Annotated in this window: 18 protein-coding genes; 11 read left to right on the plus strand and 7 right to left on the minus strand. The window is 66.8% G+C overall.

Annotation, left to right across the window (positions count from 1 at the left end; genetic code table 11):
• Positions 1 to 35: 35 nt before the first annotated feature.
• Complete coding sequence (locus tag ABIE08_RS20900) at positions 36 to 485, minus strand: hypothetical protein (RefSeq protein WP_354553782.1); 450 nt, start codon at positions 483 to 485, stop codon at positions 36 to 38.
• Between the two features lie 237 nt (positions 486 to 722).
• Between ABIE08_RS20900 and ABIE08_RS20905 the strand changes: the two genes are divergently transcribed.
• The 3 genes from ABIE08_RS20905 (at position 723) to leuD (ending at position 2,414) form a co-directional block, all read left to right on the plus strand.
• Positions 723 to 1,202: a GNAT family N-acetyltransferase gene (locus ABIE08_RS20905; protein WP_354553783.1), complete on the plus strand. Its 480-nt coding sequence runs from the start codon at positions 723 to 725 to the stop codon at positions 1,200 to 1,202.
• Positions 1,203 to 1,297: 95 nt separating this feature from the next.
• The gene (locus ABIE08_RS20910; RefSeq protein WP_354553784.1) at positions 1,298 to 1,711 is read left to right on the plus strand and encodes a metallopeptidase family protein; all 414 of its coding nucleotides are present in this window, start codon (positions 1,298 to 1,300) and stop codon (positions 1,709 to 1,711) included.
• 97 nt (positions 1,712 to 1,808) lie between these two features.
• On the plus strand, positions 1,809 to 2,414 hold the full coding sequence (leuD, locus tag ABIE08_RS20915) for a 3-isopropylmalate dehydratase small subunit (RefSeq protein ID WP_266331425.1): 606 nt from the start codon (positions 1,809 to 1,811) through the stop codon (positions 2,412 to 2,414).
• Positions 2,415 to 2,928: 514 nt separating this feature from the next.
• Here leuD and ABIE08_RS20920 read toward each other — a convergent pair.
• Positions 2,929 to 3,804, minus strand: a complete 876-nt coding sequence (locus ABIE08_RS20920; RefSeq protein WP_354553785.1) for an HpcH/HpaI aldolase/citrate lyase family protein — start codon at positions 3,802 to 3,804, stop codon at positions 2,929 to 2,931.
• Between the two features lie 115 nt (positions 3,805 to 3,919).
• Here ABIE08_RS20920 and pdxY point away from each other — a divergent pair, with 115 nt between their 5' ends.
• The 3 genes from pdxY (at position 3,920) to ABIE08_RS20935 (ending at position 6,291) form a co-directional block, all read left to right on the plus strand.
• Positions 3,920 to 4,789 carry a pyridoxal kinase gene (gene pdxY / locus ABIE08_RS20925; protein WP_354553786.1) on the plus strand — a complete coding sequence of 290 codons (870 nt, stop codon included), beginning with the start codon at positions 3,920 to 3,922 and terminating at the stop codon, positions 4,787 to 4,789.
• On the plus strand, positions 4,786 to 5,508 hold the full coding sequence (locus tag ABIE08_RS20930) for a DUF429 domain-containing protein (RefSeq protein ID WP_354553787.1): 723 nt from the start codon (positions 4,786 to 4,788) through the stop codon (positions 5,506 to 5,508). Before pdxY ends, ABIE08_RS20930 begins: the two co-directional genes overlap by 4 nt.
• A 120-nt stretch (positions 5,509 to 5,628) precedes the next feature.
• On the plus strand, positions 5,629 to 6,291 hold the full coding sequence (locus ABIE08_RS20935; RefSeq protein WP_354553788.1) for a carbonic anhydrase: 663 nt from the start codon (positions 5,629 to 5,631) through the stop codon (positions 6,289 to 6,291).
• A gap of 275 nt (positions 6,292 to 6,566) precedes the next feature.
• Here the strand turns inward: ABIE08_RS20935 and ABIE08_RS20940 are convergent, their stop codons facing one another.
• Positions 6,567 to 7,601 carry an aspartate-semialdehyde dehydrogenase gene (locus ABIE08_RS20940; protein WP_354553789.1) on the minus strand — a complete coding sequence of 345 codons (1,035 nt, stop codon included), beginning with the start codon at positions 7,599 to 7,601 and terminating at the stop codon, positions 6,567 to 6,569.
• Between the two features lie 313 nt (positions 7,602 to 7,914).
• Here ABIE08_RS20940 and ABIE08_RS20945 point away from each other — a divergent pair, with 313 nt between their 5' ends.
• Positions 7,915 to 8,367 carry a hypothetical protein gene (locus ABIE08_RS20945; protein WP_354553790.1) on the plus strand — a complete coding sequence of 151 codons (453 nt, stop codon included), beginning with the start codon at positions 7,915 to 7,917 and terminating at the stop codon, positions 8,365 to 8,367.
• Positions 8,368 to 8,373: 6 nt separating this feature from the next.
• On the opposite strand, the gene ABIE08_RS20950 is transcribed toward ABIE08_RS20945, so the two are convergent.
• Positions 8,374 to 8,937, minus strand: coding sequence for a hypothetical protein (locus ABIE08_RS20950; RefSeq protein ID WP_354553791.1), 564 nt, complete (start codon positions 8,935 to 8,937; stop codon positions 8,374 to 8,376).
• Between the two features lie 70 nt (positions 8,938 to 9,007).
• Positions 9,008 to 9,940: an aldo/keto reductase gene (locus ABIE08_RS20955; RefSeq protein WP_354553792.1), complete on the minus strand. Its 933-nt coding sequence runs from the start codon at positions 9,938 to 9,940 to the stop codon at positions 9,008 to 9,010.
• A 234-nt stretch (positions 9,941 to 10,174) separates the two neighbouring features.
• Between ABIE08_RS20955 and ABIE08_RS20960 the strand changes: the two genes are divergently transcribed.
• A complete protein-coding gene (locus ABIE08_RS20960) occupies positions 10,175 to 11,524 on the plus strand; it encodes an Nramp family divalent metal transporter (RefSeq protein ID WP_354553793.1) in 1,350 nt (449 codons plus the stop codon).
• A gap of 118 nt (positions 11,525 to 11,642) precedes the next feature.
• Here ABIE08_RS20960 and ABIE08_RS20965 read toward each other — a convergent pair whose 3' ends face one another.
• Positions 11,643 to 13,175: a UxaA family hydrolase gene (locus ABIE08_RS20965; RefSeq protein ID WP_354553794.1), complete on the minus strand. Its 1,533-nt coding sequence runs from the start codon at positions 13,173 to 13,175 to the stop codon at positions 11,643 to 11,645.
• A gap of 154 nt (positions 13,176 to 13,329) precedes the next feature.
• A complete protein-coding gene (locus ABIE08_RS20970; protein ID WP_354553795.1) occupies positions 13,330 to 14,247 on the minus strand; it encodes a ribokinase in 918 nt (305 codons plus the stop codon).
• Positions 14,248 to 14,518: 271 nt separating this feature from the next.
• Between ABIE08_RS20970 and ABIE08_RS20975 the strand changes: the two genes are divergently transcribed.
• The 3 genes from ABIE08_RS20975 to mdoH are packed head-to-tail and all read left to right on the plus strand — an operon-like array spanning position 14,519 to position 18,512.
• Entirely contained in the window at positions 14,519 to 14,740 is a 222-nt protein-coding gene (locus ABIE08_RS20975) for a hypothetical protein (RefSeq protein ID WP_354553796.1), read from the plus strand.
• Complete coding sequence (locus tag ABIE08_RS20980) at positions 14,737 to 16,323, plus strand: glucan biosynthesis protein (protein WP_354553797.1); 1,587 nt, start codon at positions 14,737 to 14,739, stop codon at positions 16,321 to 16,323. The genes ABIE08_RS20975 and ABIE08_RS20980 overlap by 4 nt, the downstream gene beginning before the upstream one ends.
• Positions 16,311 to 18,512 carry a glucans biosynthesis glucosyltransferase MdoH gene (mdoH, locus tag ABIE08_RS20985; protein WP_354553798.1) on the plus strand — a complete coding sequence of 734 codons (2,202 nt, stop codon included), beginning with the start codon at positions 16,311 to 16,313 and terminating at the stop codon, positions 18,510 to 18,512. Before ABIE08_RS20980 ends, mdoH begins: the two co-directional genes overlap by 13 nt.
• Positions 18,513 to 18,525: the final 13 nt, after the last annotated feature.

Below are 18,525 nucleotides of genomic sequence, written 5' to 3' on the forward strand. Positions count from 1 at the left end.
TCATTATTTGTTAAACGCACGACAGTCAGCGAGCCTTACCAGCCATTGTCGACCCAGTAGCAGCGCCGGCCGACCACGACGTTGCGCCAGCGCCAGCCATGGGAGGTGTGCACCCGCACATTGCGGATCACCGGCTGGCAGACGCGAGACGCGCCATTGTCCCAGGCGCCGACGCCATAGCCGAGGCCAAGCCCCAGCCCGAAGGCCGGCCCCCAGCCCCAACCCCAGCCGCCATTCCAGCCGCAGTTCCAGCACCCGCCATTCCAGCCGCCGCCGTGCCAACCGCCGCCATGCCAGCCACCGCCGTGCCAGCCGCCCCCGCCGCCATGCCATCCTCCGCCACCGCCGTGCCAGCCGCCGCGCGGCCACATATAGCCGCCATGACCACCGCGATGCTGCGCCAAAGCATCCCCTGTCATCGCACCGACCATACCCAGGGAAAGGACAAGCGCGGCCGCGGCGGAGACCAGTGTATGTTTCACCATCACCCTTACTCCTGAAAACCACGACATCGCCGCCCCACCATGATCCCGGCGAGCCGTGCTGTGGATGCAGTTTCAACGGGCGAGCCCGGCCGTTTATTCAGCGCGGCGCGGGTTCAACCGGCCGCAGGGGTTCCGACACATTCAAGATTGCATCGTGGAAACCGATGCGACATTGCTATGAAATGGGAAACAGTCCGGGCGCCGCCAGTGGCAACCGGACCTGGTTGATACGGAATCATGGAAACGCTGCCTCTCTCGACCCGCTTCGAAACCGCCGCGCTCACCATCGATGATGCGCTGGAGTTCGCGCCGCTGCTCGCCGCCTATGTCCAGGACATGAAACGCGGGGCGCCGCGCCACCCCGACCTCTATTATGCCGAGACCCTGCTGCGCGACCGCACGGCCGAGATCCTGGGCGCCCGCCTCGATGGCGTACTGGTCGGCTTCGCCGTGTTCTGCGACCTGCCGGACGCCATGTCCGGCATGCGCGTCGGCCAGCTGGAGGACCTGTTCGTCATCCACGAATCGCGCGGCCGAGGCATTGCCCGCGCCCTGGTCGAGGCGCTGGCCCGCAAGGGCCGCTCGCGCGACTGGCTGTCGCTGCGCTGGATGGTGCCGGAGGGCTCGTCGATGCGCACCACCTTCGCAGAGACGCTCGGCAAGAAGGCGCGGCTCGAGAGCTTCATCGTCCGCATCGAGCGCGGTCCGGCCGCCTGACTGGCGAAATCCGGAACCCGGCCCCATATCAGGCGGCCGCGGGCTGCCTGTCTCCGGCAGCCTTTCCACCCCACCAGCCGGATCCGACCTGCATCATGGCAAAGCTCGACCTCGACGCCCTCAAGGCGCCCTCGCTCGATGATTTTCTGGCCCTCGGCCAGGCGGCGCTCGAAAGCCTGCCGGACGAATTCCGCAGCCTGTCCGGCGAGATCGAGATCCGCGTCGACGATTTTCCCGATGACGAGGCGCTCGACGCGCTGGGCATCGAGTCCGAATTCGACCTGCTCGGCCTGTTCCAGGGCGTCGGCCTCGCCCATGCCTCGGCCACGGAATATACCGGCATGCTGCCGAACCGCGTCTGGCTCTACCGCCGCCCGATCCTCGACTACTGGGCCGAGCATGACGAAACGCTGGGCGCGATCGTCAGCCATGTCCTGATCCACGAGATCGGCCATCATTTCGGCCTCTCCGACGCCGACATGGAAGCGATCGAGGAAGCGGCCGGCTAAGGCGTCGCGAAACGTCGCCAAATCGCCGAAAGTCTTGACCTCGGCCGGTTTTCAGCGCATTTACCGCCGTCTGAACGGCAAATTGGGAATGATCACCATGGAAAAATTCACGACGATGACCGGCGTCGCGGCCCCGCTGCCGCTGATCAACATCGATACCGACATGATCATTCCGAAGGACTATCTGAAGACGATCAAGCGCACCGGGCTCGGCAAGGGGCTGTTCGCCGAAATGCGCTTCAACGACGATGGCAGCGAGAACGAGACGTTCGTCCTCAACAAGCCGGCCTACCGCCATGCCACGATCCTCGTCGCCGGCGACAATTTCGGCTGCGGCTCGTCGCGCGAGCATGCGCCCTGGGCCCTGCTCGACTACGGCATCCGCTGCGTGATCTCGACCTCCTTCGCCGACATCTTCTACAATAACTGCTTCAACAACGGGATCCTGCCGATCCGCGTCTCCAAGGAAGACCTCGACAAGCTGTTCGACGACGCCAATCGCGGCGAGAACGCGCGCCTGACGGTCGACCTCGAAGCGCAGGAAATCCGCGGCCCGGACGGCGGCTCCGTGCATTTCGACATCGACCCGGCCCGCAAGGAAAAGCTGCTGAGCGGTCTCGACGATATCGGCCTGACCATGGTCAAGGCGCCGAACATCGAAGCCTTCGAAAAGACCACCGAAGCCGTCCGCCCCTGGGCCTGATCGGTTTTTTCCTCGCATTCGAAAGGTGCCGGAAGCACTTCCGGCGCCTTTTTTTGTTTGGCGCCCGCTCGGCTGCTGACCCGGCCCATCCGGACAAGGACTGCCCCCCTCGCCGTCATCCCGGCCCCCGAGCCGGGATCGATTCAGCCGAGGCATCGGGAGGTTCGCACGCCCTAGATCGCAGCTGCATGGATCCTCGCTTTCGCGAGGATGACGGCGAGCGTGGGGGAGCGGCGAGCCAGTTCTGGTCGGCGGCCGTGGCCGACGCATAGAGCCCGTCTTGGACGGCGGCCGCGGCGGAAGCATAGAGCCAGTGTTGGACGGCGAGCGGGCGCAAGCACCGAGCCCGCGTTGGACGGCGAGCGTGGGGGGAGCGGCCGGCGCCCCTTCACCTATCCCTGAGGGAGAGGTCGACGGCCGAAGGCCGGCGGGTGAGGGTTTACGGGCTCTCCGGACCGGATCCCATGCCATATCCATCCGGACAAGGCACGGTCCCCACCCTCGCCGTCGTCCCCTACCCCCGCGCGGCGATTGCCTCGGCCCGGGCCAGCAGGCGCTTGGCCATGTCGGCGTGCAGGCGCTCGACCATGCGGCCCTCGACGCGCACCACGCCCTTGTCGGCGTTCTCCGCCGCGTCGAACACGAAGGCGATGCGGCTCGCCCGGGCCAGTTCTTCGGCGTCCGGCGCGAAGGCGGCGTTGGCGCCGGCGATCTGGGCCGGATGGATCACCGTCTTGCCATCGAAGCCGCATTGCCGGGCCTGCAGGCACTCGGCCGCAAAGCCTTCCGTGTCGGCGATATCGTTGTGAACGCCGTCGAGGATCTCGATCCCCGCCACCCGCGCCGCCGCCAATGCATTCATCATCCAGGGCAGCATCGGCGCCCGGCCGGGTAGCTGCCGCGTGCCCGTCTCGCGGGCGAGGTCGTTCAGGCCCAGCACGAGCACGGTGAGCGGCAGGCGCGCGTCCTGCGCCTCGGCGATCTCCAGCGGACCCAGAACCGCGCGGGGGGTTTCGACCATCGCCCAGAGCGGCAGCGCCATGTCTGCGGCGATCATCGCGCGCACCCGGGCGAGGTCGCTGGCCCGAGAAATCTTCGGCAGCAACAGCGCGTCTGGCAGTGCCCTGCCGATCGCGGCGAGGTCTGCCTCGATCCAGGGCGTGTCGAGACCGTTGGCGCGCACGACGATCTCGGCCTGGGTGCCGGCCTGCCGCAGCGCGCCGACCGCCTCGACGACATGCGCGCGGGCCGCGTCCTTCTCCGATGGCGCCACGGCGTCCTCGAGATCGAAGATCACGACATCGGCGCCGAGCGTCGGCGCCTTGGCCATGGCGCGGAGATTGGAGCCCGGCACATAGAGGGCGGAGCGGCGCGGACGGATCGGCTTCATGGGGGCTTCCTGGGTTGCGTCGAGCGCAGCATAGGCAGGAGAGCAGATAAGCGGAACCGAATCGGCTAGTTTCGCACCGCCGGCCAAGCCGCCGGCGCCGCAGGAAGCATGCGCCATGACCGTCCCGACCGAACTCGTCGCCAAGCCCGCCATCCTCGTGATCTCCTCGACCGTCGTGCGCGGCGCCGTGGGCGGTCGCGGCGCCGCCTTCGCGCTGGAACGCTTCGGCCATCCGGTCTGGTCGGTGCAGACGGTGACGCTGCCCTGGCATCCGGGCCACGGCAAATCCAGCCGCATCGTGCCGGATGAAGCGGCCTTCGAGGCGCTGATCGACGACCTGATCCGCGCACCCTGGCTTGGCGAGATCGGCGCGATCCTGACCGGCTATATGGGCGCGGCCAGCCAGCCGGCCGCCGTGGCCCGGCTGGTCGACGCCGTGAAGGCAGCGCGGCCCGACGCGCTCTATCTCTGCGATCCCGTGATGGGAGACGCCGGCATCCTCTATGTGCCGGAGGTGACCGCGAGCGCCATCCGCGACCATCTCGTGCCGCGCGCCGACATCCTGACGCCGAACCCGACCGAGTTGGGCTTTCTGACCGGCAACCTCGCGCTTCCCGCCGAAGCGCTGCATGCCGCGGCCACCACGCTCTCGACGCCGCGCATCGCAGTCACCTCGGCCGCCGGCACGGAAGGCGAGATCACCACGCTGCTGCTGTCGCGCAATGGCGAGGGCCACGACACCATCCGCGCCAGCCACGCCGCGATCGGCGACCGCGTGCCGAACGGCACCGGCGATCTGTTCGCCGCCCTGTTCCTGGCCCATCTGGTCGAGGGCGCGGGCGACGCGGAGGCGCTGCGTCTCGCCACCGCCGCCGTCGCCGATGCGATCGACGCGGCGGCCAGCCTCGGCAGCAACGAACTGCCGCTCGCCGCCATCCAGGATCGCCTGCTTTCGCCGCGCACGCCGGTGCGGATCATCCCGTGAGCGGGACGCGCGTCGTCGGCATTGACGGCTGCCCTGCCGGCTGGATCGCCGTTTCGATTTCTCCCGAAGGCCCGATCGAGCCCGAGATTCGGATTGTTTCGCGCTTCGCCGACCTGATCGAGGCGGCCGAGAACACTGTTCTTGCAGTCGACATGCCGATCGGCCTGCCGGATTTCATCGGGCCGGAAGGACGTGGGCCCGAGCGGCTGGTGCGAAAGCGGCTGGGCGAGCGGCAGAGTTCCGTCTTCTCGGTCCCGTGCCGTAGCGCCGTGATGACGGAGGATTATCGCGAGGCCTGCGCGGTCGCGGCGGCGGCGTCCGATCCGCCCCGCATGGTCTCGAAGCAGTGCTTCCACATCTTCCCCAAGATGCGCGAGATCGACGCGCTGATGACGCCGGCGCTGGAGGCGCGAATCTACGAGGTGCATCCGGAACTCGCCTTCTGGCGGCTGAATGGCGAAGCGGCGATGTCGCTGCCGAAGAAGGTCAAGAGCCGCCCGAATCCCGCGGGCCTCGACCAGCGCCGCGAGCTGCTCGTCCGCCATGGCTACGAGGCCCGGCATCTCGCCAACCCGCCGCGCGGCGCAGCGGCCGACGACCTGCTCGACGCGGCGGCGAATGCCCTGATCGCACGGCGCCTCTATCGCGGCGAGGGCGAGAGTTTTCCGGCCGAACCGGCGCGCGATTCCAAGGGGCTGCGGATCGCGATCTGGGCGTAGACAGACGCGTTCGCAGCGTGCAAACCCTCTCGACCCATACGTCAAAGCCGTTTATTGGAACGCTACGATCATGCTGCACTGCATGATGCCGTCTCAGGCCCCCCTTTGGAGCACCACCCGATGGCCAAGGCCCATGAATTCCCGTCCCGGCTGCTGCGCGGCTATGCGACCTTTCGCGATCAGCGCCTGCCGCAGGAAAGCTCGCGCTACAAGGTTCTGGCGGAAACCGGCCAGCGCCCGCGCACCATGATCCTCGGCTGCAGCGACAGCCGCGCCGCCCCGGAGACGATCTTCGACGCCGCGCCCGGCGAGCTCTTCGTCGTCCGCAACGTCGCCGCTTTGGTGCCGCCCTTCACCCCGGATGGCGAACATCACGGCACGTCGGCGGCGATCGAGTTCGGCGTGATGGGCCTCAAAGTCCGCAACCTCGTCGTCATGGGCCATGGCCGTTGCGGCGGCATCACCGCCTACATGGCCGAGCGCGACGCGCCGGAACTGCAGGGATCCAACGACTACATCAGCAAGTGGACCTCGTTGCTGAAGCCGGCCGAGGCGCTGATCTGCGACGATCCGGTCGAGACCACCGACCGCCAGCGCGCGATGGAGTTCGCCTCGATCCGCCAGACTATCGAGAATCTGCGCACCTTCCCGTGGATCAAGAGCCTGGAAGAGATCGACGAGCTGGAGTTGCACGGCGCCTGGTTCGATATCTCGACCGGCGAGCTCTATCTGCTCGACAAGGAAACCGGCCGCTTCACGGTTCCCGACGAGATCGAGGCTTAGGGTAGCGGGGCGCTCGCTTCTCGCGGGTTGTTCCAACCTCGACCCTCATCCTGAGGTGCCCGGCAAAGCCGCGCCCCGAAGGAGGGTCCAGGAAACACCCGGTCTGCAGTATCGCCCCGGATAGGATGACAAGCCGGGGCGCCGGCTGGATCCTCCTTCGAGGCTTCGCGGACGCGAAGCACCTCGGGATGATGACCGAGCGAGTCCATCGGCAATCCAACAAAAAAGGCGCAGCCTCGCGGCTGCGCCTTTTGTTATTTGGAGCCTGAAAAGCCTCAGGCAGCCTGCTTCTTCGGCTTGATCAGCTTGCGGTTGACCAGCACTTCGGCGATCTGCACGGCGTTGAGCGCGGCGCCCTTGCGCAGATTGTCGGAGACGACCCACATGTTGAGGCCGTTCTCGACGGTGGCGTCCTCGCGGATGCGCGAGATGTAGGTCGCGTCCTCGCCGGTCGCCTCATAGGGCGTGATGTACTGCTCTTCTTCCGGATTATCGATGACCAGGCAGCCGGGCGCCTCGCGCAGGATGTCGCGCGCCTCGTCGGCGGTGATCGGCTTCTCGAACTCGATGTTGACGGATTCGGAGTGCGAGACGAACACCGGCACGCGCACGGCGGTGCAGGTCAGCTTGATCTTCGGGTCGAGGATCTTCTTCGTCTCGGCCATCACCTTCCACTCTTCCTTCGTGTAGCCGTCTTCCATGAAGACGTCGATGTGAGGGATGAGGTTGAAGGCGATGCGCTTGGTGAACTTGGTCGATTCGACGGGATCGTTGACGAAGACGGCGCGGGTCTGCGTGAACAGCTCGTCCATGCCTTCCTTGCCGGCGCCCGACACCGACTGGTAGGTCGAGACGACGACGCGCTTGATCGTGGCGATGTCGTGCAGCGGCTTCAGCGCGACGACGAGTTGCGCGGTCGAGCAGTTCGGGTTGGCGATGATGTTGAGCTTGGAGCAGCCGACGATCGCATCGGCGTTCACTTCCGGCACGATCAGCGGCACCTGCGCGTCATAGCGCCAGGCCGAGGAATTATCGATGACGACGCAGCCCTGCGCGCCGATCTTCGGCGCCCATTCCTTGGAGATCGCGCCGCCGGCCGACATCAGGCAGATGTCGGTGTCGGAGAAATCATACTGGTCGAGCGGCTTCACCTTCAGCACGCGGTCGCCGAAGGAGACCTCGGTGCCCTGGCTGCGGCGGGAGGCGAGCGCCACGACTTCATCGGCCGGGAAGCCGCGCTCGTCGAGGATCGAAAGAATTTCGCGGCCCACATTGCCCGTGGCGCCGACGATCGCGACCTTGTAACCCATGTTTTGTCCTGCTCCTTGTCCGTCTCTCTCCCCCACCGTCCGTCCGCGAAAAGCCGCGTTCGATCGGCCCCGTCTCCCTCAGGGCCCCGAGGGAGATTGGGGGCGCAGGAGGGACAGTCAGGCGGTCGTCGTGGTTTTCGACGTTTTGTCGGTGGTGGAGATGCGCGTGACGGCCGTGCTTGCCCGGGTGACGGAAGCCACCAGGTCGACTAGGATCGAAGATGCAACGGCGTGCGCGGTCATCGGTCTACCCGAATGAAGTTGGCGCACGTTCTGCCGCCAAACCGGCGCAAAGTCAACGGAGACGAACGGCTTGAGCCAGATGCAGCGGGTTATCGGACGTCTCTCCGCCTCCCTCGTCGTCGCGCTTGGCGTGGGGCTGGCAGCACAGGCCGCCCTTGCCGGCACGCGCGTGCCGGGAGCCGAGATCGAGGGGCTGTTTTCCGGCGTGACGCTGGACGGCATCTACAACAATGGCGCGTTCTTCAGCGAGACCTACAGCGAAGACGGCTCGGTGCGCTATCACGACGTCGACGGCTCCGATTCCGGCCAATGGTCGGTGCGCGACGGCAAGTTCTGCACCTTCTATGACAGCCAGGAAGGCGCCTGCTTCTTCGTCGAGCGCGACGGCGCCAACTGCTTCACCTTCTTCGTGCCGGAAGAAACCGGCGGTGCCAATGCCGGCCCCGCCAAGGAATGGACCTCGCGCGGCTGGGACCGGCGCAAGCCCTCGACCTGCCCGACCGCCCCGGAAATCCATCTCTGAGCCGACTCAGCCCGCCGCCAGGCGCTCGCTCTGCCGCCGGATCGAGGCGAGGATGCGGGCGCGGATCAGGCCGCTGACGGGGCGGATGGCGTACCAATAAGGCGCGAAGCGGAGCCACGCGCCGCGATCCGGGCAGAAGACCCGCGTCTCGGTCGAGAGCCGTGTCCGTCCTTCGCCGATCGCCTCGGCCCGGAACGCCAGCGCCAGCTTCGGCACGCCGGGCTCCCCATAGGCGCGAAACGCTTCCCCGTCCGGCAAGGGGACGAGCCCGTAGTCCGTCCGCCAAAAGCGTCCGACGAGGCCATAGACGAGGCTGCTTCCCGCCGCCTGCTCGAGCAGCAGGAAATTCTGCATCCCGAACGAAGCAGGCGCCGGGCCCTCCCGCCGCAGAAGCCGGCGCAATCCGCGCATGGGGACCTCCCGCAACGCGATCATGCGGCGAAAGAACGGATCGGATTCCGGCCGATACGCCGCCGCGATCGCGATCACCACATCGGGCGACGCCTTCACCTCGCAGGCATGGCGCTCGTTGAAATCATATTTCGGCAGATAGCGGTCGATCCGGTCCATGTCCCATTCCACCCGATCGGCGGGGAGCCCGCCGATCTCTTCTGACGCAATCCCAGCCGGACGCTTGGGGTCAGCCCACCAGCGCGTGGAAGGCGGCGAGATCGGCGGCGGACAGGTTCCACTCCGAGGCCTTCGCATTGGCGGCGATCTGTTCCGGCGTCGTCGCGCCCGCGATCACCGAGGGCACCGATTCCTGCGCCAGCAGCCAGGCGAAGGCGAGTTCCAGAACGGTGTGGCCGGACGCGACGGCGAAGGCGTCGAACTTTTCCACCAGAACCAGATTGCGCTGCGTCAGATAGCGTTCGCCGAGCGCCTTCCAGGCGCTGAAGCGGCTGCCCGCCGGTGGCTCGCCATTGCGGTACTTTCCCGTCAGCAGCCCGCTGGCGAGCGGAAAGAACGGGATCAGCGCCAGCTGCTCGTCGCGGACCACCGGCAGCATCTCGGTCTCGATCGTGCGCTCAACCAGGCTGTATTCGTCCTGGCTGGAAACGAAGCCGCGATAGCCGGCCTTGCGGGCCGCCTCCTGCGCCTCGCGCAATTGCTTCGGCGAGAAGTTGGAGGCGCCGTAATGCCGGATCTTGCCCGCGGTCACCAGTTCCTCGAGCGTGGCCAGCGTCTCCTCGATCGGCGTTTCGGGATCGGGCTCGTGCTGCTGGTAGAGGTCGATGCGATCGGTCTTCAACCGCGTCAGGCTGTCCTCGACCGCCTTCAGGATATAGGGGCGCGAGGCCCGCTTGCCCTCGGGCGAGCCCTGGATCGGCTTGCCGAACTTTGTCGCCAGCACGATCTTGTCGCGCCGTGCGCCCAGCACCTCGCCGAGGATGCTTTCCGAATTGGTGTCGGCGTAGATGTCGGCTGTGTCGAAGAAATTGATGCCGTGATCGATCGCCGCGTCGATCACCCGGCGCGATCCTTCGAGGTCGATGCGTCCGCCGAAATTATTGGTGCCGAGACCAATCACGGAGACGTCGAGATCGGTAGTGCCGAGCTTGCGGGTCTGCATCGAATACCTCTTGATCAGATGGAGCGGCGATCATCAGGCTATCAAACTAGGGCCTGTCCATCGCCACCGCCAGTCGCAGCTCGCAATTCGCGCCCCGCGCGGATCTGTGGCGCGAATGTCGCGCCTTCGCGGCGCCGCGCGTGGGCGCCCTCCTGCCGCAAGGTTCCGATTGACTTTGTCCGCATCGCCGCCATTTATTGCGAATAGTTCTCAATTGCATTCTTGAAAGCCATCATGCGAACGATCGAGGAAGAGAAGGCATCGGGAGCCGGATGGCGTCGCGAGCGCGGGGCGCCGTCGCTCTCTGAAGTCCACAGCTCGATCGCGGTGGATCCGGGCGCGCCAAACTGGCGCAAGGCGGCCGCCTTCCTGGGACCGGGCTATCTGGTGGCCGTCGGCTACATGGATCCCGGCAACTGGGCCACCTCGATCGCCGGCGGCTCGCGCTTCGGCTACACGCTGCTATTCGTCGTGCTGCTGTCCAGCCTGATGGCCATGATCCTGCAGGCGCTGGCCGCCCGGCTCGCCATCGCCACCGGCCGCGATCTGGCGCAGGCCTGCCGCGACGCCTATCCCGCGCCCGTCGCCGCCATGCTGTGGCTGTTCGCCGAGATCGCGATCTGCGCCACGGACCTTGCCGAGGTGATCGGCACGGCGATCGGTCTCAACCTGCTGTTCGGCATCCCGCTCGAAATCGGCGTGCTGATCACGGCGCTCGACGTCTTCCTGGTTCTCTACCTGCAGACCAAGGGCTTCCGCTGGGTCGAGGCGCTGGTCATCACCCTGCTCGGCGTGATCGCGGTGTCGTTCCTGGTGCAGATCGTCATGGCCGACCCGGTCTGGGGCGACCTGGTGCGCGGCTTCGCGCCGACCACCCAGATCGTCACCAACCCCAACATGCTCTATTTGGCGCTCGGCATCATCGGCGCGACGGTGATGCCGCATAATCTGTATCTGCATTCCGGCATCGTGCAGACCCGCGCCTACCACACCGACAGCCAGGGCAAGCGCGAGGCGATCCGCTTTGCGACCCTGGATTCGACGCTGGCGCTGCTGTTCGCGCTCGCGATCAACGCCTCGATCCTGATCCTGGCGGCGTCCGCCTTCCACGCCAAGGGCTCGACCGAGGTGGTGGAGCTCGACAAGGCCTATGCGCTGCTGCATCCCCTGCTCGGTTCGGCGCTGGCGCCCACCCTGTTCGCCATAGCGCTGCTCTGCTGCGGCCTGAACTCGACCGTGACGGCGACCATGGCCGGCCAGATCGTCATGGAAGGCTTCCTCAACATCCGCCTCGCGCCCTGGCTGCGCCGGCTGATCACCCGCGGCATCGCCATCGTGCCGGCGGCGGCCGTCACGATCTATTATGGCGACAAGGGCGCCGGCCAGTTGCTCATCCTGTCGCAGGTCATCCTCAGCCTGCAGCTGCCCTTCGCCGTGATCCCGCTGGTGAAGTTCACCGCCGAGCGGCGCAAGATGGGCGAGTTCACGGCCCCGCGCTGGCTCACCGCCATCGCCGGCATCATCGCGGCGACGATCATCGTGCTGAACATGAAGCTGATTTTTGACGTGATGACGGGCGGCTAGGGCTCCGCTGCTTCCCCACCCTCCGAAGTGTGGGGAGGTGCCTCCAGACAATAAAAAAAGGCCCCCGGTCCAACCGGAACGGGGGCCTTTCAAAAAATACAGGCTGTAAGGCCGGGCCTTACATCACGGCGCCGATCTGCCACGGCACGAATTCCGCGTCGCCATAGCCGAGGTCTTCCGACTTCGAGTGCTTGCCGGAAGCAACCGCGACGATCTCGTCGAAGATTTCCTGGCCCTTGGCCTCGATCGAAACGCCGTCGAGGACGTCGCCGCAATTGATGTCCATGTCGTCGATCATGCGGGTGTAAACGTCGGAATTGGTCGCGAGCTTGATCGACGGCGTCGGCTTGTAGCCGGCGGCCGAGCCACGGCCCGTCGTGAAGACGATCATGTTGGCGCCCGATGCGATCTGGCCGGTGACGGCGGCCGGGTCATAGCCGGGGCTGTCCATGTAGACGAAGCCATGCGTGTCGACCGGCTCGGCATATTTGTAGACGCCGCGCAGCGTGGAGGTGCCGCCCTTGGCCGCCGCGCCGAGCGACTTCTCCAGGATTGTCGTCAGGCCGCCAAGCTTGTTGCCGGGCGAGGGATTGTTGTTCATCTCGCCCTGGTTGCGCTCGGTATAATCTTCCCACCACTTGATCAGGCCGACCAGCTTCTCGCCGACCTCGCGGTTGGCCGCGCGGCGGGTCAGCAGGTGCTCGGCGCCGTAGATCTCCGGCGTTTCCGACAGGATGGTGGTGCCGCCATGCCGGACCAGAATGTCGGAGGCATAGCCGAGCGCCGGGTTGGCGGTGATGCCGGAATAGCCGTCCGAGCCGCCGCACTGCAGGCCGACCATGATCTCGGAAACCGGCGTCGCCTGGCGCTTGTAGGCGTTGGCGGCGGGCAGCATGTCCTTGATCACGGCGATGCCGGCTTCGATCGTCTTGCGGGTGCCGCCGGTCTCCTGGATGGTCATCGTGCGGAAGCCGTCATGCTCGACGAGATTGTACTGCTTCATCAGGCGCGGGATCTGGAACACTTCGCAGCCGAGGCCGACGACGAGAACGCCGGCGAGGTTCGGATGCGCGGCATAGCCCCACTGCGTCCGCTCCAGCGTCTCGTAGCCCTCGCCCGAACCGCCCATGCCGCAGCCCTGGCCGTGCACGAAGGCGACGACGCCGTCGACATTGGGATAATCCTTGAGGATATCCGAGCGGTTGAAGGCATCGGCGATGTAGCGCGCCACAGTCGCCGAGCAGTTCACGCTGGTCAGGATGCCGATATAGTTGCGCGTGCCGACCTTGCCGTTCGGGCGATGGTAGCCGTCGAAATGGCGGCGCTCGGCGAGTGGCAGCAGGCCGTCATCATGCGCGCCTTCCGCGAACTGGTAGTCGCGGTCGAATTCGGACATGCCGCAATTATGCTCATGCACCCATTCGCCCGGCGCGATCGCCGTCTTGGCGAAGCCGATGATCTGGCCGAACTTCAGCACCGGCGAACCCTCGGCGATGCCGGTGACGGCAATCTTGTGGCCCTTGGGCACGCGCTGGCTGGCGGTCACACCCTCGACGATCGATCCCGGCAGGATCGTGTCGATGGCGACGCGGACATTGTCGGTCGCGTTCAGGCGCAGGGTGCGGGGATTGGCAGCGGTGGTGACGCTCATCGGGGTTCTCTAAAACAAGAGGCAAGGGCTGAGGCTCCGCCCGCGATCGCGCAGCCTTGGCGCGCAGGGCGGGACCCCAGTCGTTTTTCAGGTGAAGATGACATTCACCAGTGATCGGGCTTGTCGATCGTCATACAATAGAGACGGCCGGCTGTCACGGAAAAGCCGGGTCGCCGCCCAGCGACAATTCGATCGCTTCGCGGAGCGGGAAGCTCGGTTGCGCTCCGGGCTTGGTACAGGCGAGCGAGCCCGCGACGGCCGCGTGGCGCATCGCGGTTGCGAGGTCGGCGCCCTCGTCCAGCAGGGCCGCCAGCACGCCGCAGAACGTGTCGCCGGCGCCGGTCGTGTCGACCGGAACCACCTGAAGCGCCGGAACGCTGATCGTGTCCTCGCCGGTGGCGGCGACCGCGCCATCGGGGCCGAGCGTCGCGATCACGGTGCGCTTCAGTTCGTTGGCGAGACTTGTCACGGTCTCGGCGCCGGTCGAACCCGGCAGCAGGCCGAGGTGACGCGCGAGGTCGGCGGCCTCGGTCTCGTTGACCAGGATCATGTCGATGTCGGCGAAGGCTTCGCGCTCGATCGGCAGGAACGGCGCGATCGAGAGCACGACGCGCGCGCCGGCAGCCTTGGCCGCACGGGCGGCGGCCAGCGTCTCCGCGAAGGGCGTTTCCATCTGCAGCAGCAGCGTGTCGCCGGCGCCGATCGAGCCCGGCTGGAGGTCGGTCGCCTTGAGCTTGGCGTTAGCGCCCGGCGACAGCACGATGGTGTTTTCGGCATGGTCGTCGACGGTGATCACCGCCATGCCGGTCGTCTTGCCGCGGCGCTGGACGCCGGAGAGGTCGACGCCGCCGGCTTCCAACTCGGCAAGCGCGGTGGCGGCCATGTCGTCATCGCCGACCGCGCCGATCATCCGGACGGTGGCGCCGGCGCGCCGCGCCGCGAGCGCCTGGTTGGCGCCCTTGCCGCCGGGGATCAGCTTGTATTCGGATCCGGGCACCGTCTCGCCCGGGCGCGGCAGACGCGCGGTCCGACTGACGAGATCGATATTGATGGAGCCGAAAACCGTGATCATGAATGTTTCCTCAACAGGACGTTTCGTGGCGTCATAGCGTATTTCAGCCGCTCCGCGCGCAGAGAATGCCGACGCGGCACGGCGCGCACAAGTAGCCGCGCAAGCGGGACGCGGAAGCGGCGGGACAGGCGCGTTCACGCCGCAGGGCGGGAGGAACGCGGGCACTGCAACAAATAAGATCACGGAGGGGGTTCTGCGACATTCCGCAATCCACAAAACACAGTTAAGCTGATTTGAAATTGACCGGAATCATGGCGCGGAGATCGCGGGCTTGTCGAACGTGAGCTTTGGGGCGCGGATGGGCCGGTACCGGCCGATTTCCGCCTCTTCTCCCGGCATGGTCGGGATCATCGCGCCGCGCCGGCGAGCGCCCCGGCCCATCGACCGCCGCAGCCAAATCGGCTACGGCAGATGGACCGTGAAATTTTCACCACAGTTCGACCCTAAGTTCGGGCAACAAAACCGGTTTCCCGAGAAAATAGACAGAAAATGACTGAGACTCCGTACCAGATTTCGCGGCGCCGCCTTCTGGCATCCGCCGGTGCCTTCGTCGCCGTCGCGGCCATTGGCAACCTGTACCCGGTTGAGGCCATGGCCCAGGCCAACAATGTCGCCGCCTCGCTCGCGACGGACGGACCTTTCACCCGGTCGACCGTGGCGGAGATTGCGCGCCGCCTCTCCCGTGTTCCGTTCGCAGCGCCCTCGTCGCGGCTGCCGGAAGTGCTGCAGAACCTCACCTATGACCAGTATCGCGACATCCGCTTCAAGGCGGGCGCGTCGGTCTGGGCGGATGACGGCCTGCCGTTCAAGCTGCAGCTGTTCCATCCGGGCTTCTACTTCAAGGAGCCGATCGAGGTCGCCATCGTCAAGGAAGGCCAGGCCAAGCACCTGCCCTACTCGACCAACATGTTCGACTTCGGACCGCTGGTGCCGAAGGGCATCCCCGATACCGACATGGGCTTCGCCGGCATCCGCGTGCACGGCCCGATCAACAACCCCGACTATTTCGACGAGATCCTCGTCTTCCAGGGCGCCAGCTATTTCCGCTCGGTCGGACGCGGCCAGCTCTACGGCATCTCCGCGCGCGGCCTCGCCATCAAGACGGCCGAGCCCGAGGGCGAGGAATTCCCGATCTTCCGCGCCTTCTGGGTCGAGACCCCGATCAAGGACGGCGACACCATCGTCCTGCACGCGCTGCTCGACAGCCCGAGCGCGTCGGGCGCCTATCGCTTCACCGTCCGCCCCGGCTATCCGACGACCATGGACGTGGAAGCCACGCTGTTCCCGCGCACCGACCTGACCAAGGTCGGCCTGGCGCCGGGCACCAGCATGTTCTTCTTCGGCGCCAATGACCGCATCGGCATCGACGACTTCCGCCCCGAGGTGCACGATTCCGACGGCCTGCTGATGGTCAATGGCCGCGGCGAGCGCCTGTGGCGGCCGATCTCCAATCCGACGACGCTGCAGATCAGCGCCTTCGTCGACGCCGGCCCGCGCGGCTTCGGACTGATGCAGCGCAACCGCGTGTTCGACAATTACGAGGATCTCGAGGCTTCCTACGAAGCGCGGCCGAGCCTCTGGGTCGAGCCGGTCGGCGACTGGGGCCAGGGCGCCGTGACGCTGGTCGAGATTCCGACCAATTCGGAAGTGCACGACAACATCGTCGCCTACTGGCAGCCGAAGGACGTGATCGCGGCCGGCACCGAATACGCCTTCGCCTATCGCCTGTCCTGGGGCGGCGACCCGAACTACGTGCCGGGCGGCATGGTCGTGGCGGGCACCCGCATCGGCCGCGCCACGCTCGATGGCGACAGCCCCAATCGCCGCTTTGTGATCGACTTTTTCCCGCCCCAGGCCCAGGAGGGTCATCCCCCCCAGGAACCGAAGGCGACTGTCTCCACGTCAAAGGGTAAGATCAGCAACGTGGTGGTCATGCCGAACCCGAAGCTGGGCGAGGGTTGGCGCGTCAACTTTGAGCTTGATCCGGAAGACGCGACGCTGGTCGAATTGCGCGTCGTGCTGCAGTTCCCGGATGAGCGGCCAGCGGAGACCTGGGTCTATCGATGGACGGCGTAATCGCTTTCCCGGCCGCGGAAGCGGCTCAACCGGCGGATCGATCCCCGCCGGCTGCCCTTGCTCCCGATGACGCCCCGGCGCCGCACCGCGCGCCCGGCATGCCGGCGGAAACCCCGTCCGACATGCCGATCCAGTCGCTCTGGCGCTTCCGTCGGCGCGACCGTCGTAAATTCGTCGATCCGCGCCGCTCGCGCTCGTCCTGGGTTCGCCGCATCGGCATCCTGGGCAGCGCGTTCCTGCTGGCCGCCATCGCCGTCTACGAAATGGAGCAGGTGCTGATCGTCGGCGGCCTGACGCCGATCGAGATCGCCGTGCTGGTGCTGTTCGCGCTGAATTTCGGCTGGATCGCGCTCGCCTTCGTCAGCTCGATCGCCGGCTATGGCGTGGTCATGGCCCGGCGCTACCGCCAGAAGCGCACGCCCCCCGGCCCGCTCGGCGGCAAGACCGCCATGCTGATGCCGACCTATAACGAGGACCCGTCGCGCGTCTTCGCCGCGGTCGAGGCGATGGCCGTCGGCCTCGACGAGTTGCAGCAGGGCCCGGCCTTCGACTGGTTCATCCTGTCCGACACCACGGATCCCGACGTGGCGCTGGAGGAAGAAGCGGCGCTGCTGACGCTGCGCGACCGCCTCGGCGACCGGGGCCGGGTCTATTACCGCCGCCGCCGCAAGAATGTGGCGCGCAAATCCGGCAATGTCGCTGATTTCTGCACCCGCTGGGGCGCCGCCTACGACCACATGCTGGTGCTCGACGCCGACAGCCTGATCGCCCCCGAGACGATCGTCGAGCTGGCGCGCCGGATGGAGGAGGACCCCGATGCGGGCCTGATCCAGACCATCCCCGCCCTCGTCAACGGCACCACCATCGTCGCCCGGCTGCAGCAGTTCGCCGGCCGCGTCTACGGCCCGGTTGTCGGCGCCGGCCTCGCCTTCTGGACCGGCTCCGAGGGCAATTACTGGGGCCACAACGCCATCATCCGCACCCGCGCCTTCATGGACGCGGCAGGCCTGCCCGACCTTCCCGGCAAGCCGCCCTTCGGCGGCCATATCCTCAGCCACGATTTCGTCGAGGCGGCGCTGCTGCGCCGTGCCGGCTGGACGGTGCGGATCGCCGAGGATCTCGCCGGCTCCTATGAGGAGAGCCCGCCCTCGATCATCGACCTCGCCGTGCGCGACCGCCGCTGGTGCCAGGGCAATCTCCAGCATGTTCTGGTGCTGCCCGCACGCGGCCTGCATTGGGTCAGCCGCATCCATCTGATGACCGGCATCGGCTCCTATCTCGCCTCGCCGCTCTGGCTGCTCCTGATCCTCGCCGGTCTGGCGCTGTCGCTGCAGGCGCACTTCATCCGGCCGGAATATTTCACCGAGGACTTCCAGCTCTTCCCGACTTGGCCGGTGATCGACGCCGAGCGCGCGCTGCGGCTGTTCGGCCTGACGCTGGTGATCCTGTTCGGCCCGAAATTCCTCGGCCTGGTCTCGTTCCTGCGCAACCGCACCGACCGGCGCAAGGTCGGCGGCTTCCGCACCATTGCGAGCTTCCTGTTCGAGATCATCATCTCGGCGCTGATCGCCCCGGTGATGATGCTGGTGCATACCGGCGCCATCGTATCGATCCTGCTCGGCCGCGATTCCGGCTGGAAGCCGCAGCGCCGCGACGATGGCGGCGTGCCGATCCGCTCGCTGATCATCCGCCATCGCTGGCATTTCCTGCTCGGCCTGGCGCTGCTCTGCGCCGCCTGGCTCGATTCGCTGGTGCTGGTCGCCTGGCTATCGCCCGCGATCCTCGGCCTGCTGCTGGTGGTGCCGGTCTCCGGCATGACCGGGTCCAACAAGGTCGGCCGCTTCGTCCGCCGGATGGGCCTGCTGCGCACGCCGGAGGAAGTCGATCCGCCGGCCGTGGCGATCGCCGCTGCCGCCGCCCGCCCCAACTACGAGGTAGCGGTCGACAAAGCGCCGGATCTCCTCGCCATCGCCCGCGACGAAAACCTGCGTGCCGTCCACCTCGCCCTGACCGACGCCGTGCCGCCCCGCCCGCGCGGCAAGATCGATCCGGTCGAGGCGCAGTCGATCGCCAAGATCGATGAGGCCGATACCATCGAGGAGGCCGTCTCCTTCCTGACGCCGCAGGAACGCGCCATGGTGATGGCGACGCCCGCCCTGCTCGGACGGTTGAGCGCGCTGCCCGCCTGAACGGGCTCTGCAG

The organism is Kaistia defluvii, assembly GCF_040548815.1.
GTDB lineage: Bacteria > Pseudomonadota > Alphaproteobacteria > Rhizobiales > Kaistiaceae > Kaistia > Kaistia defluvii_A.

Bases quoted from the DNA above. Each gene is read 5' to 3' on its own strand.
- ABIE08_RS20935 (WP_354553788.1), top strand. From the start codon at position 5,629: ATGGCCAAGGCCCATGAATTCCCGTCCCGGCTGCTGCGCGGCTATGCG.
- ABIE08_RS20960 (WP_354553793.1), top strand. From the start codon at position 10,175: ATGCGAACGATCGAGGAAGAGAAGGCATCGGGAGCCGGATGGCGTCGC.
- ABIE08_RS20905 (WP_354553783.1), top strand. From the start codon at position 723: ATGGAAACGCTGCCTCTCTCGACCCGCTTCGAAACCGCCGCGCTCACC.
- mdoH (WP_354553798.1), top strand. From the start codon at position 16,311: ATGGACGGCGTAATCGCTTTCCCGGCCGCGGAAGCGGCTCAACCGGCG.
- ABIE08_RS20955 (WP_354553792.1), bottom strand. From the start codon at position 9,940: ATGCAGACCCGCAAGCTCGGCACTACCGATCTCGACGTCTCCGTGATT.
- ABIE08_RS20970 (WP_354553795.1), bottom strand. From the start codon at position 14,247: ATGATCACGGTTTTCGGCTCCATCAATATCGATCTCGTCAGTCGGACC.
- ABIE08_RS20910 (WP_354553784.1), top strand. From the start codon at position 1,298: ATGGCAAAGCTCGACCTCGACGCCCTCAAGGCGCCCTCGCTCGATGAT.
- pdxY (WP_354553786.1), top strand. From the start codon at position 3,920: ATGACCGTCCCGACCGAACTCGTCGCCAAGCCCGCCATCCTCGTGATC.
- ABIE08_RS20965 (WP_354553794.1), bottom strand. From the start codon at position 13,175: ATGAGCGTCACCACCGCTGCCAATCCCCGCACCCTGCGCCTGAACGCG.
- ABIE08_RS20940 (WP_354553789.1), bottom strand. From the start codon at position 7,601: ATGGGTTACAAGGTCGCGATCGTCGGCGCCACGGGCAATGTGGGCCGC.
- ABIE08_RS20980 (WP_354553797.1), top strand. From the start codon at position 14,737: ATGACTGAGACTCCGTACCAGATTTCGCGGCGCCGCCTTCTGGCATCC.
- ABIE08_RS20900 (WP_354553782.1), bottom strand. From the start codon at position 485: ATGGTGAAACATACACTGGTCTCCGCCGCGGCCGCGCTTGTCCTTTCC.
- ABIE08_RS20920 (WP_354553785.1), bottom strand. From the start codon at position 3,804: ATGAAGCCGATCCGTCCGCGCCGCTCCGCCCTCTATGTGCCGGGCTCC.
- leuD (WP_266331425.1), top strand. From the start codon at position 1,809: ATGGAAAAATTCACGACGATGACCGGCGTCGCGGCCCCGCTGCCGCTG.
- ABIE08_RS20950 (WP_354553791.1), bottom strand. From the start codon at position 8,937: ATGGACCGGATCGACCGCTATCTGCCGAAATATGATTTCAACGAGCGC.